Below are 12,038 nucleotides of genomic sequence, written 5' to 3'. Positions count from 1 at the left end.
TTCCCTGCCGCGACCGATTGCCGCCATGAAGACGCTGTTCCTGCTGCGCCACGCCAAATCCTCCTGGGACGATCCGTCTCTGGGCGACCACGACCGGCCGCTGAACGCCCGCGGCGAGAAGGCGGCCACCCTCGTCGGCGGCTATCTGGCCAAGCATCACGCCCACATCGACCTCGTCCTGTGTTCGACGGCGGTGCGGGCGGTGGAGACGCGCAAGCGGGTGATGGCGGCCATCGGGGCGCCCTTCCCGCCGGTGGAGCATGAGCGGGGACTGTACCTGTGCGGCGCCCGCACGCTGCTGGAACGACTGCGCGACGCGCCGGATTCGGCGACCGGCCTGATGCTGGTGGCGCACAATCCGGACCTGCACGAGCTGGCGAACGCCCTGACGGGCAGCGGCGACCATGGGCTGCGCCATGCGCTGGCCGACAAGTTCCCGACCGGCGCCTGCGCCGTCCTGGTGTTCGAAACGCTGCATTGGGCCGACCTGGAACTGGGGGCCGGGCGGCTGGCGGATTTTGTGCAGCCGCGTAAACTCTCTTAACCTGCGGCGGCGGTTGGGGTATCCACGGAACCACCTGAGTCATTCCAGGCCGTTTGTCATTCCAGGCTGTATTGGCCGCCAGGCCGCTCCGGCCGGATACGGGAGGATGCCGCCCCTTGCCACCCGCCATTCCGCCCGTCAGCCCGCCCGCACTCCCCGATGCGCAGACCTCCACCCCCGCCGCCGTCCGCGAGGTGGAGTTGAAGCTCCACGCCGCGTCGGCGGATCTGGCGCGGGTCGCCGCCCTTCCGGCGCTGCAGGCGCTTGCCGACGGTCCGGCCGTGACGCAGCGGCTGCGCACCGCCTATTTCGACACCCCCGACCTGAAGCTGGCGGCGAACGGCGTGGCGCTGCGCGTGCGGCAGGAGGGCGACCGCTTCATCCAGGCCCTGAAGACCGTCAACAGCGCCAGCCCCGGCGATTCCGCCGCCGTGGCGGTGCGGCGGGAATGGGAGTGGATCGTCGCCGGCGAGGCGGTGGACACCGGCATGCTGAATGATCCCGCCGTCGCCGGTCTGGTGCCGGCGGCGGCGCTCGACGCGTTGGATTGCCTGTTCATCACCGATTTCCGCCGCACCACCCTGCTGCTTCGCCCCGATCCATTGACGGCGGTCGAACTGGCGGTGGATGACGGCGCCATCTATGCCGGCGGCAACTCGCTCCCCATCGGCGAGGTGGAGTTGGAATTGAAGGCCGGCAAGGTCGCCAGCCTGTTCGATCTGGCGCTGACCCTGCAGACCGCCATCCCCATGCGCATCGGCACCGAAAGCAAGGCGGAGGCCGGGCTGCGGCTGGTCACCGGCAAGGCGCCGGGGCCGGTGGAGGCCGAACCGCTCGGCCTGTCGCCGCTGACGACGGTGGCGGAGGCCTACCGGCACATCCTGCGGCAGGCGTTGCGCCAGTTCCTCGCCAACGAATCCTGTGCCCTGGCCGGTGGCGACGTGGAGGGGCTGCACCGCATGCGTGTTGCCTTGCGCCGTCTGCGCATCGCACACCGCTTCTTCGCGCCGCTGGTCGCCTCGCCCGAGGCCGACCGGCTGGTGGAGGAAAGCCGTGCGCTGGCCAAGCGGCTGGGGCCGGCGCGCGGGTGGGACGTGCTGATGTCGGGCGTCATCGACCCGCTTCTCGCCGATCCAAAGGCGGCGCCGGCCATCGACCGCGCTGCGCTGGAACGGCTGGCGACACTTGCCCGGACTGCCGGCGCCGGGCCGGCGCGGGAGGCGGTGGCGGCGATCCTGGCGCCGGGCTGCACCACCATGGTGCTGGCGCTCGCCGCGTGGCTGGAGCATGGCCGCTGGATGTCGGAGGCCGACGGCGAGCGCCGGGCCGCGCTGTCGGCCCCGGTGACAACGGTGGCCGGCGGCTGGCTGTCGACGCGGATGGCGAAGCTCGGCAAGGCCGCGAAGCCGCCGGAGGATGCGAAGGGACGCGACAAGCTGCGCCGCCGGCTGCGGACGCTGCGCTACACCGCCGACGTCTTCCGCGGACTCTATCCGGAGGCCGCCACCCTGCCCTTCTTCGCGGCGCTGGAGCCCTTGCAGGCGGCGCTGGACGCCGACCAGGACGCCGTCACCGGCGCCCGCATGCTGGGCTCGCTGACCGGGGCGGACCCGCAGACTGTAGGCGCCGTCGCCGCCTGGATCGACCGCCAGTCCGACAAGCGGCGCAAGGCGCTGCCGGACCTGTGGAAGCGCTTCCGCGCGGTGCCGCCCTTCTGGTCATGACCGACCCGCGCCGGGCGCCGGTGGCAATGCGGGCCTGAGCGCATATATCGTCAGCCGGCCGGCCGTAAGGAGCACCGCTTTCCGGCCGGCCGTTTTTCGTCATGCGTCGCGGCGCCTTGCCGCTTTCCATCCGGATGGGCTTCGGGTAAAAGAACACTCCATGAACAAGTACATCAGCGTCCGCGGCGCGCGGGAACACAACCTGAAGAACGTCGATGTGGATCTGCCGCGCGACGAACTGATCGTCATCACCGGCCTGTCGGGGTCGGGCAAGTCGTCGCTTGCCTTCGACACCATCTATGCCGAGGGGCAGCGCCGCTATGTGGAGAGCCTGTCGGCCTACGCGCGCCAGTTCCTTGAGCTGATGCAGAAGCCGGACGTCGATTCGATCGAAGGGCTGTCGCCGGCCATCTCCATCGAGCAGAAGACAACCTCGAAGAATCCGCGCTCCACCGTCGGCACGGTGACGGAGATCTACGACTATATGCGCTTGCTATGGGCGCGGGTCGGCATCCCCTATTCGCCGGCCACCGGCCTGCCGATCGAAAGCCAGACGGTCAGCCAGATGGTCGACCGCATCATGGCCATGCCGGAGGGCACGCGCCTGCTGCTGCTGGCGCCCTTCGTCCGCGGCCGCAAGGGTGAGTACAAGAAGGAAATCCAGGACCTGCGCAAGCGCGGCTTCCAGCGCGTGCGGGTCGACGGCACCATGTACGAGATCGACGAGGTGCCGGCGCTCAACAAGAAGCTGAAGCACGACATCGAGGTGGTGGTCGACCGCATCGTGGTGCGCGAAGGGCTGGGCAACCGTCTGGCCGATTCGCTGGAGACCGCGCTGGGGCTGGCCGACGGCATCGTCTGGGTCGAGAACGCCGAGACCAACGAGCAGACCGTCTTCTCGCAGAAATTCGCCTGCCCGGTCAGCGGCTTCACCATTCCGGAGATCGAGCCACGGCTGTTCTCCTTCAACAACCCGTTCGGCGCCTGCCCGGCCTGCGACGGCTTGGGCAGCAAGATCTATTTCGACCCGATGCTGGTGGTGCCGGACGAGCGGCTGTCGCTGGCCAAGGGCGCCGTCGCGCCGTGGGCGGGGTCGACCTCCAAATACTACGACCAGACGCTTGAGAGCATCTGCGAGCATTTCGGCGCGTCGATGACCACGCCCTGGCAGGAGCTGCCGGAAAAGGTGCGCCAGACCATCCTGTTCGGTTCCGGCGGGTCGGCGATCACCATGACCTATGACGACGGTCTGCGGCGCTACCAGACCAACAAGGCGTTCGAAGGCATCGTCAACAATCTGGAACGGCGCTACCGCGAGACCGACAGCGCCTGGACCCGAGACGAGCTGTCGAAATACCAGTCCTCCCAGCCCTGCGAGGTCTGCAAGGGCGCGCGGCTGAAGCCGGAGGCGCTGGCGGTCAAGATTCGTGGCCGCAACATCTCGGAGGCGGCGGAACTGTCCATCGCCGGCGCCGGTGCGTGGTTCAGCGAGCTGAACGAACATCTGCGCCCGAAGGACCGCGAAATCGCCTATCGCATCCTCAAGGAGATCAACGAGCGGCTGGGATTCCTCAACGCCGTTGGGCTTGAGTATCTAACGCTCAGCCGCGGATCGGGAACGCTGTCGGGCGGCGAGAGCCAGCGGATCCGGCTGGCATCGCAGATCGGCTCCGGCCTGACCGGCGTGCTGTATGTGCTGGACGAGCCGTCCATCGGCCTGCACCAGCGCGACAACGACCGGCTGCTGGAAACGCTGAAACGCCTGCGCGATATCGGCAACACCGTGGTCGTCGTCGAGCATGACGAGGACGCGATCCGCAGCGCCGACTATCTGGTCGACATGGGGCCCGGCGCCGGCCAGCATGGCGGCACCGTCATCGCCCAGGGCCGGCCGGAGGAGGTTCAAAAGAACCCCAACAGCATCACAGCCCAATATCTGAACGGCACCCGCTTCGTGCCCGTGCCCGACACCCGCCGGCCCGGCCATCCCGGTCAATTCCTGGAGGTCCACGGCGCACGGGCCAACAACCTGCAGAACGTCTCGACCAAAATCCCGCTCGGCACCTTCACCTGCGTGACCGGCGTGTCGGGCGGCGGCAAGTCGACGCTGATCATCGAGACGCTGTACAAGGCGGTGGCGCGCAAGCTGATGGGCGCCCGCGAGCATCCGGCGGAACACGATGCGGTGCTGGGGCTGGAGCATCTGGACAAGGTCATCGACATCGACCAGTCGCCGATCGGCCGCACCCCGCGCTCCAACCCTGCGACCTACACCGGCGCCTTCACGCCGATGCGCGACTGGTTCGCCGGCCTGCCGGAATCGAAGGCGCGCGGCTACGGCCCCGGCCGATTCTCGTTCAACGTCAAGGGTGGGCGCTGCGAGGCCTGCCAGGGCGACGGCGTCATCAAGATCGAGATGCACTTCCTGCCCGACGTCTACGTCACCTGCGACGTCTGCCACGGCAAGCGCTACAACCGGGAGACGCTGGAGGTCACCTACCGCGACAAGACCATCGCCGACGTGCTGGACATGACGGTCGAGGAGGGCAAGGAGTTCTTCAAGGCGGTGCCCGGCATCCGCGACAAGCTGGACACGCTGGAGCGGGTCGGCCTCGGCTACATCCACATCGGGCAGGCGGCGACGACCCTGTCGGGCGGCGAGGCGCAGCGCGTCAAGCTGTCAAAGGAACTGAGCCGCCGCGCCACCGGCCGCACGCTGTACATCCTCGACGAACCGACCACCGGGCTGCATTTCGCCGACGTCGAGAAGCTGATGGAGGTGCTGCATGCTCTGGTCGACCAGGGCAACACGGTGCTGGTGATCGAACACAATCTGGAGGTCATCAAGACCGCCGACTGGATCATCGATCTGGGGCCGGAGGGCGGCACCGGCGGCGGCGAGATCGTCGCCGAGGGCACGCCGGAGGATGTTGCGAAGGTGGAGCGCAGCTATACCGGACGGTACCTCGCCCCCTACCTGAAGGCGAAGCCGGCGGTGCGGAAATCGGCAACCCGAAAGAGGGCGTGAACAAACGCAAGCTGCACCGCGTTCTCCCCTGCAGAGTTCGCACTGCAAGGGAGACGAGAGGCATGAACAAGACGCTTCTGACCGGTTTGGGGGCCGCCCTGGGTGCGGCCCTGCTGCTGGCGGCCTGCGGGTCCGACGGCTCCACCACCAGCACGACGACCACCACGACCACCACCCCCGGCTATGGTTCGACCACCGTGACTCCGGCCCCGTCCGGCGCCACCACCATCGAACGCAGCACGACGACGAAGAGCGAGTGAACTGTCTCTGAGGTTGACGTTTCCGGCTCACTGTTTTGCCTGGATCGATGTTCTGACTGACTCCTGATCGACCTGAAGCCGGCCTTCCTTGCGGGGGCCGGCCTTTTCCGTTGACCGGATCCTGGCCCGCATTGTGGTAAGCTGCGGCAATGATGAATCCGGTACGCCTGCGCGCCCTCGACACTGTGAAGCGTATAGTCCTCGAACGGTTGGCGGGGCACCCTGCCCGCGTCTATCTGTTCGGCTCCTGTGCCCGTGGCGATGTTGGCCATTGGAGCGACATCGACGTAGCCATCGACCCGGCAGAGCCGCTGCCTCCCGGTCTGATTGGAGAGATCAACGAAGAGTTGGAAGAGAGCACCGTTCCTTACTTCGTCGATGTCGTGGATCTCCAGACGGCCCGGCAGGAGTTCCGGAAAGAGGTCGAACGGGAAGGTATCGAATGGACAAGGTAAGCCGGAAGCTCGACATCGCATCCCAAGCTTTGGCTCGGCTTCAGGAAGTCTTGGCCCTTCCCGTCGATGAAGTCGTTCGAGATTCCGCGATTCTGCGCTTCACCCTGGCAACGGAGACGGTCTGGAAAGCCGCGAGGTCGGTCATTGTCGATCAGATGGGGGCCGAACGCCTCAACTCGGCAAGTCCGAAGGCCATGGTCCGTGAAAGCCAGATCGCCGGATTCCTAACCGAGGAGCAGGCGGAAGCGGCAATGAGAATGATGAACGACCGCAATCTGACGGTTCACACCTACGACGAAGAAAAGGCCGAGGAACTGTTTTCCCGCCTTCCGGCCCACGCCGCACTCATTGAGTCCTGGATCTCGGCGATGCAGAGCGCCATAACCCGCCCCTGATCCGCCTGCTCTTACTGTGTTCTGGAAAGTCCAATGACCGACACACTTCGCCCCGTCCATGTCATCGGCGGCGGTCTCGCCGGCTCGGAAGCCGCGTGGCAGCTCGCCTCGCGCGGCGTGCCCGTCGTGCTGCACGAGATGCGGCCGGTCCGCAAGACCGAGGCCCACGATACCGACAAGCTGGCGGAACTGGTCTGTTCCAACTCCTTCCGGTCGGACGATGCCGAATACAACGCTGTGGGTCTGCTGCATGAGGAAATGCGGCGCTGCGGCTCGCTGATCCTGCGCTGCGCCGACGCCCACAAGGTGCCGGCCGGCGGCGCGCTGGCCATGGACCGCGACGGCTTCGCCGATGCGGTAACGGAGGCTATTGCCACCCATCCTTTGATCACCCTGCAGCGCGAGGAGGTCGCCGGCCTGCCGCCGGAGGAGTGGGACAGCGTCATCGTCGCCACCGGCCCCCTCACCTCGCCTGCCCTGGCCGAGGCCGTGCGCGACCACACAGGCGAGGAGTCGCTGGCCTTCTTCGACGCCATCGCCCCCATCGTCTATCTGGAAAGCATCGACCTGTCGAAGGCATGGTTCCAGTCGCGCTACGACAAGCCCGGCCCCGGCGGCACCGGCAAGGACTACATCAACTGCGCTTTCGAGAAGGACGATTATCGCGCCTTCATCGACGCGCTGATCACCGGCGAGAAGCTGGACTTCAAGGAGTGGGAGAAGAACACCCCCTACTTCGAAGGCTGCCTGCCGATCGAGGTGATGGCGGAGCGCGGCGTCGACACCCTGCGCTATGGTCCGATGAAGCCGGTCGGCCTGACCAACCCGCACAAGCCGGAACGCCGTCCCTATGCGGTGGTCCAGTTGCGGCAGGACAATGCGCTTGGCACGCTCTACAACCTCGTCGGCTTCCAGACCAAGCTGCGCCATGCCGAACAGGCCCGCATCTTCCGCATGATCCCCGGCCTGGAGAACGCCGAGTTCGCGCGGCTGGGCGGCATGCACCGCAACACCTTCCTGAACAGCCCGCGCATCCTCGACGGCGCCCTGCGGCTGAAGTCGCTGCCCCGGCTGCGCTTCGCAGGTCAGGTCACCGGCTGCGAGGGCTATGTGGAGAGTGCCGCCGTCGGGCTGCTCGCCGGCCGCTTCGCCGCGGCCGAACGGCTGGGCCAGGAGATCAGCACGCCGCCGGTAACCACGGCGCTCGGCGCCATCCTCGGCCACATCACCGGCGGGGCGGAGGCGGAGACCTACCAGCCGATGAACGTCAACTTCGGACTGTTCCCGCCGGTGGACGACAAGATCCGCGGGCGCGAGCGCAAGCTGGCCTACACCCGCCGGGCACTGGCCGACCTCGACGGCTGGCTGAAGAACTGACCGGTAGGATAAAGCGCGGGCATCAGTAGCGCCCGCGCATCGCCGCCCAGCCCATCCGAAGCTGGCGGAACGGGTTGGCCAGCATCACGCGCGGGGCGAACACGTCGTTGCCCTCCCGTGCGATCACGCTCAGATGTAGGTCGGCCAGCGTCGCCGGCAGCAGTGCCGGAATGGCCGCCTTCGGCACCTCGCGGCGCAGGGCGCGGGCCTCGGCCAGATGCTTGCGGGCAACCTCGGCGATCTCTCCCACCACCGGCCGCAGTTGCAGCGTCGAGCGGCCGGCGAACAGATCCTCGCTGCCGGCGCCATGGCGCTGCATCAGGTCTTCCGGCAGGCGCTGCCGGTGCTGGCGGGCGAGGAAAGGAACCGCGCGCAGAATGCCGGAGAGAGCATAGGCGATGCCGACATGCCGTCCGGCGGCCATCGCCGCCGCATCCCGCACGCCCAGGACCTCCAACGCCAGTTGGACCAGCGGCGCCCCGGTCACCTCGGCATAGTTGACCAGGCAGGTCAGGTCGGCCGGCGGAGTGTCGTCCAGGTCGGCTTCGCGCGCGTCGATCAACTTGTCGAACAGGGAGCGGGTCAATCCCAGCCCGCGCGCCGCCTGGGCCAGCGGGTCCATCACCTCGTGACGCGGTACGGGTCCGTCCTCATAGACGGCTTCGATGCCATCGCGCCAGAATTGCAGTCTCATCTGGCCCAGGATCGGTTCGCTGACCACCTCGCGCGTTTTCGCGATCTCCAGGTTGAAGGCGTAAAGCGCGAATGTCGCCTCGCGCCTGTCGGCGGGGGTGAACAGACCTGCCAGAAAGTGGTCGTTGTCATATTTCCGAACCTCCCGTCCGCAATAGGACAGGTCGGTCGCAGCCTTCACCATGGGATGCCCGATTGGAAAAAGAGGGGAGGAACGATGGAAGGACGGGCCAAAGCCTGTTGCTACGCCTATATGAAGCACACACGGTCGCACCGCCAGCCCCGACGCGCAGCAGGCAGGGATCCCATGACGGATTTCAACATCGCCCCGACGAAACCCCGCAAGACCGGCCCGGTCGCCCGCAAGGACGAGACCGGTGAGAATTTCCCGGTCGCCTCCCGCCTGATTCCGAAGCACCTGCGTCCCCATGTGATCGCCTTCTACCGCTTCGTGCGTCTGGCCGACGACATCGCCGACGATCCGGATCTCGAGCCGGAGACCAAGCTGGCCTATCTGGAGGCGCTGGAACGGGCGCTGACCTCCGGCCAAGCCAAGCACGCCTATCTGAAGCCGGCCACCGAACTGCGCGAGAGCCTGCAGAAGACCGGCGTCAGCGACCGCCATGCCCGCCAGATCCTGCGCGCCTTCCGCCGCGACTCCGTCGGTGCCCGCTGCCACAGCTGGAGCGACCTGCTTCTCTACTGCCGCTTCTCCGCCAACCCCGTCGGCCGCTACCTGCTGGAACTCCATGGAGAGGGCGTGGCCGCCGGCCCGGCGTCGGATGCGCTGTGCTCCGCGCTGCAGGTGCTGAACCATCTGCAGGATGCGCGCGAGGACTGGACCCAGCTCGGCCGCTGCTACATCCCGCTGGGCTGGTTCGACGAGGCCGGCATCAGCGTCGAACGTCTGGTGGAGGTCGAGAGCGACGCCCGCCTGCGCGCCATCTTCGATCAGGCGCTGGAGCATACCGACCGGCTGCTGGAACGCGCCGCCGCCCTGCCCGGCCTGATCCAGCACCGTGGCCTGCGGATGGAGGCGGCGGTGATCCTCAGCCTCGCCGAATCGCTGTCGCGGCGGCTGAAGGCCCGCGATCCGATGAAGGCGCGGGTAACGCTGGGCACGCATCACAAGCTGGCCGCCGTGGCGCGGGGGCTGGCGCGGAGCTTCTCCGCCGCATAAACTCCGGGGCCACACGTCGCGACGTGCGCCACTGGCGCGCGTCAGGACGGGCAATGCCCAGGATGCTACAGATGACCCCTCCGCCGCTGGAGACGGCCCCGCTGGAACCGGTATCCACGACGTTGCCGGACGAAAAATCCCCCGTTACGGCAACCGCCGTTACCGCGAAATCGGGCAGCACCTTCTACTGGCCGATGCGTCTGCTGCCCGCGTCCAAGCGGGCGGCGATGTTCGCCATCTATGCCTTCTGCCGCCGCATCGACGACATCGCCGACGAACCGGGCGATCCTGCCGCCAAGCGGGCGGCGCTGGATGTCTGGCGGCGTGATATCCGCGATCTCTATGTCGGCGGGGCTCCCAGCGGCCCACTGACCGCCGCGCTGAAGGGCGCCATCGAGCGCTACGGCCTGCCTCGGTCGGAGCTTGAAGCGCTGATCGACGGCATGGCGATGGATGTCGCCGGTGAAGATCCAGGTTCCGGCGGCATGCGGGCGCCCGACCTCGACACGCTGCGGCTCTATTGCCGCAGGGTCGCCGGTGCCGTGGGCATGCTGGCCATCCGCGTGTTCGATCGCGCCGATCCGGCAACCGAGCGCTTCGCCCTGGCATTGGGCGAGGCCCTGCAGCTGACCAACATCCTGCGCGATCTGGCCGAGGATGCGGAGTTGGATCGGCTCTACCTGCCGCGGGAACTCCTGCTGGCCGCCGGCATCGACGCCGACCGCCCGGACGAGGTGCTGGCCCATCCCGCCCTGCCCCGCGCTTGCGAGGCGCTGGCCGAAATGGCGGAGGCCCGCTTTGCAGAGGCACGCTCCGCCATTGCCGGCCATGCGCGGGGCTCCCTCTGGGCGGCCACCGCGATGATGGTGCTGTATCACCGGCTGCTGAAGCGCTTGCGTGCGGCCGGCTGGCGCGACCTGAACGCGCGTGTGCGGGTTGGTCGGCGGGAAAGCGCCTGGGTGGCGGTGCGCTGCATGCTCGGCATTCCTCCGGCCGCCTGATGAGCGAGACGGGCACCGTCCATGTCATCGGCGCCGGGCTGGCCGGGCTGGCCGCCGCCGTCCGGCTGGTGGAGGCTGGCCGGCGCGTCGCGCTCTATGAGCAGGCTCCGCAGGCCGGCGGGCGCTGCCGCAGCTTCCATGACGCCACGCTCGGCCGGTCGATCGACAACGGCAGCCATATGGTGCTCAGCGGCAACCGGGCATTGCTCGACTATGCTCGGCGCACCGGCGGCGGCGATGCGCTGGAGGAACTGCGGCCGGCTGCCTTTCCCTTCCTCGACCTGCGCAACGGTGCCGCTTGGACGCTGCGCCCCGGCGGGCTGTGGCTGTTCGATCCGGCCCGTCGGGTGCCCGGCAGCAGGCCCGCCGACTATCTGGCATCCCTGCGCTGCCTGACCGCCCGGCGGGGGCAGTCGGTCGCCGATTGCCTGCCGCCCGGCGGAGCGTTGTTCGAGCCGCTGTGGCGCCCGCTGGCGGTCTCCGCCCTCAACGGGCCGGTGGAGCGCGTCTCCGCCCGTCTGTTCGGTGCGGTGCTGCGCGAGACGCTGCTGCGGGGCGAGGCGGCCTGCCGGCCTGTGCTGGCGCCGTGGGGCCTGTCCGCCGCCTTCGTCGACCCGGCGCTGGCGCGGCTGCGGGCCGCCGGTGCGGCGCTCAACCTGGGGGCACGGGTCGACGGGCTGGCCTTCGACAGCCACCGCGTGACCGGCTTTTCGGCCGGCGGCAGTGCCGTGACGCTCGGTCCGCTCGACAGTGTGATTCTCGCAGCGCCGGCCTGGGTGGCGGCGCGGCTGGTGCCGGAGTTAACCGTACCGCCGCCGGGTGCGGCCATCGTCAACCTGCATGTCCGGTTGGAGGGGCCGGTGCGGCTGCCAGGCGGCCTGCCCTTCGCCGGGCTGGTCGGCGGCACCGCGGAATGGCTGTTCGCCCGCGACGACCTGCTGTCGGTCACCGTCAGCGACGCCGATGCACTGGCGGACCTGCCGGCCGAGGAGATCGCCGGCCGGCTTTGGACGGAGATCGCCCCCCACCTGCGACTCGAGGGTGCGATTCCGCCCCACCGCGTGGTGAAGGAACGGCGGGCGACGCCGGAACAGTCGCCCGAATCGGTCGCGCGCCGTCCGGGAACCCGCACCCGCTGGAGCAACCTGACGCTGGCCGGTGACTGGACGGAAACGGGGCTTCCCGCGACGTTGGAGGCCGCCGTGCGCTCGGGAAACCGGGCGGCCGAGGCCACTTTGTCGAACGGAAATAACCCTATACGACGTTCGAGAGTGTTTCCGGCCTTCACAAGCTTCCGTCATCGGCCTATTTGGACGGACGGAGGTGCCGTGCTCGCAAGGCCCGGCCCGGAAGGACAATCAAAGAAGAGAGGGTAAATCAA

11 protein-coding genes are annotated in these 12,038 nt (G+C 68.2%); 10 read left to right on the top strand and 1 reads right to left on the bottom strand.

The genetic code is table 11. The features are described 5' to 3' along the window. Positions 1 to 25 precede the first annotated feature (25 nt). The 7 genes from B9N97_RS19450 (at position 26) to trmFO (ending at position 7,783) form a co-directional block, all read left to right on the top strand. Positions 26 to 544, top strand: a complete 519-nt coding sequence (locus tag B9N97_RS19450; protein WP_085089405.1) for a SixA phosphatase family protein — start codon at positions 26 to 28, stop codon at positions 542 to 544. Between the two features lie 116 nt (positions 545 to 660). After that, entirely contained in the window at positions 661 to 2,268 is a 1,608-nt protein-coding gene (locus B9N97_RS19445; RefSeq protein WP_085089404.1) for a CYTH and CHAD domain-containing protein, read from the top strand. A gap of 160 nt (positions 2,269 to 2,428) precedes the next feature. Then, positions 2,429 to 5,296 carry an excinuclease ABC subunit UvrA gene (gene uvrA, locus B9N97_RS19440; protein ID WP_085089403.1) on the top strand — a complete coding sequence of 956 codons (2,868 nt, stop codon included), beginning with the start codon at positions 2,429 to 2,431 and terminating at the stop codon, positions 5,294 to 5,296. Between the two features lie 62 nt (positions 5,297 to 5,358). Beyond that, positions 5,359 to 5,556 carry a hypothetical protein gene (locus B9N97_RS19435; RefSeq protein WP_085089402.1) on the top strand — a complete coding sequence of 66 codons (198 nt, stop codon included), beginning with the start codon at positions 5,359 to 5,361 and terminating at the stop codon, positions 5,554 to 5,556. A 149-nt stretch (positions 5,557 to 5,705) separates the two neighbouring features. Beyond that, positions 5,706 to 6,011, top strand: a complete 306-nt coding sequence (locus B9N97_RS19430; protein ID WP_085089401.1) for a nucleotidyltransferase family protein — start codon at positions 5,706 to 5,708, stop codon at positions 6,009 to 6,011. Further along, the gene (locus tag B9N97_RS19425; protein WP_085089400.1) at positions 5,999 to 6,406 is read left to right on the top strand and encodes a nucleotidyltransferase substrate binding protein; all 408 of its coding nucleotides are present in this window, start codon (positions 5,999 to 6,001) and stop codon (positions 6,404 to 6,406) included. Before B9N97_RS19430 ends, B9N97_RS19425 begins: the two co-directional genes overlap by 13 nt. 33 nt (positions 6,407 to 6,439) lie before the next feature. Beyond that, positions 6,440 to 7,783 (top strand): methylenetetrahydrofolate--tRNA-(uracil(54)-C(5))-methyltransferase (FADH(2)-oxidizing) TrmFO, encoded by a 1,344-nt coding sequence (gene trmFO, locus B9N97_RS19420; RefSeq protein WP_085089399.1) that lies wholly within the window; start codon positions 6,440 to 6,442, stop codon positions 7,781 to 7,783. Positions 7,784 to 7,805: 22 nt separating this feature from the next. On the opposite strand, the gene B9N97_RS19415 is transcribed toward trmFO, so the two are convergent. After that, positions 7,806 to 8,660, bottom strand: coding sequence for a phytoene/squalene synthase family protein (locus B9N97_RS19415; protein WP_085089398.1), 855 nt, complete (start codon positions 8,658 to 8,660; stop codon positions 7,806 to 7,808). Positions 8,661 to 8,783: 123 nt separating this feature from the next. On the opposite strand from B9N97_RS19415, the gene B9N97_RS19410 reads away from it, so the two are divergent. The 3 genes from B9N97_RS19410 to hpnE all read left to right on the top strand — a co-directional run bounded on the left by B9N97_RS19410 (position 8,784) and on the right by hpnE (position 12,033). Next, a complete protein-coding gene (locus tag B9N97_RS19410) occupies positions 8,784 to 9,656 on the top strand; it encodes a squalene/phytoene synthase family protein (RefSeq protein WP_085089397.1) in 873 nt (290 codons plus the stop codon). Between the two features lie 71 nt (positions 9,657 to 9,727). Beyond that, a complete protein-coding gene (hpnD, locus tag B9N97_RS19405; RefSeq protein ID WP_085089396.1) occupies positions 9,728 to 10,657 on the top strand; it encodes a presqualene diphosphate synthase HpnD in 930 nt (309 codons plus the stop codon). After that, on the top strand, positions 10,657 to 12,033 hold the full coding sequence (hpnE, locus tag B9N97_RS19400; RefSeq protein ID WP_085089395.1) for a hydroxysqualene dehydroxylase HpnE: 1,377 nt from the start codon (positions 10,657 to 10,659) through the stop codon (positions 12,031 to 12,033). The genes hpnD and hpnE overlap by 1 nt, the downstream gene beginning before the upstream one ends. Positions 12,034 to 12,038 lie beyond the last annotated feature (5 nt).

The organism is Azospirillum oryzae (assembly GCF_900177515.1).
Classification (GTDB): domain Bacteria; phylum Pseudomonadota; class Alphaproteobacteria; order Azospirillales; family Azospirillaceae; genus Azospirillum; species Azospirillum oryzae_A.
This window is presented reverse-complemented; position numbering and strand designations above follow the sequence as displayed.